We start from the raw sequence: 613 nt of genomic DNA, 5'->3' as shown, positions 1-613 counted from the left end.
ACCATCCACAAGCAGGGCACGACCATCCTGCTGGTCGAGCAGAACGCCTCGCGCGCGTTGTCGCTGGCCAACCGCGGCTACGTGATGGAGTCCGGCGAAGTCACCATGAGCGGCCCCGCACAGCAACTGCTCAACGACCCCAAGGTCCGCGCCGCTTACCTCGGCGAGTGAGGCCGCGCCGCATTCAAGATTCCAGCGGGCCACATCCAGGACCGGTGAGAGGCGAGCGCCCGCGCGCCTCGGCCAGGCCACAAGCCTGGCGCCATCGAATCCGCCCATCCATGACGGAGAGAGAGACCTCTATGAAGTTCAAGCTGAACTGGAGTGTTGCAGCGATCGGCCTCGCCTTTGCGGGTACCGCAATGGCCCAGGACATGGTCGTCAAGATCGGCCACGTCGGCCCCACCAGCGGTGCGATTGCCCACCTGGGCAAGGACAACGAAAACGGCGCCCGCATGGCCATCGATGAGCTGAACGCCAAGGGCGTGACCATTGGCGGCAAGAAGGTCAAGTTCGAACTGCTGGCGGAAGACGACGCCGGTGATCCGAAGCAAGGCACCGCCGCCGCTCAGAAGCTGGTCGACTCCAAGGTCAATGGCGTGGTCGGCCACCT

The 613-nt window shown here is 64.8% G+C and carries 2 protein-coding genes; both read left to right on the top strand.

Annotation, left to right across the window (positions count from 1 at the left end):
- Window positions 1-171, top strand: a 171-nt coding sequence (locus AACH06_RS30130) for an ABC transporter ATP-binding protein C-terminal domain-containing protein (RefSeq protein WP_479723924.1), incomplete at its 5' end; no start/stop codon positions are given.
- A 131-nt stretch (window positions 172-302) separates the two neighbouring features.
- On the top strand, window positions 303-613 hold a 311-nt coding region (locus AACH06_RS30125), incomplete at its 3' end, for an ABC transporter substrate-binding protein (protein ID WP_341429529.1).

Origin of the sequence: Ideonella lacteola, assembly GCF_038066555.1 — a bacterium.
Lineage (GTDB): Bacteria > Pseudomonadota > Gammaproteobacteria > Burkholderiales > Burkholderiaceae_C > Ideonella > Ideonella lacteola.
The sequence above is the reverse complement of the archived record's forward strand: the minus strand, read 5'-3'. Positions and strand labels throughout refer to the sequence as shown.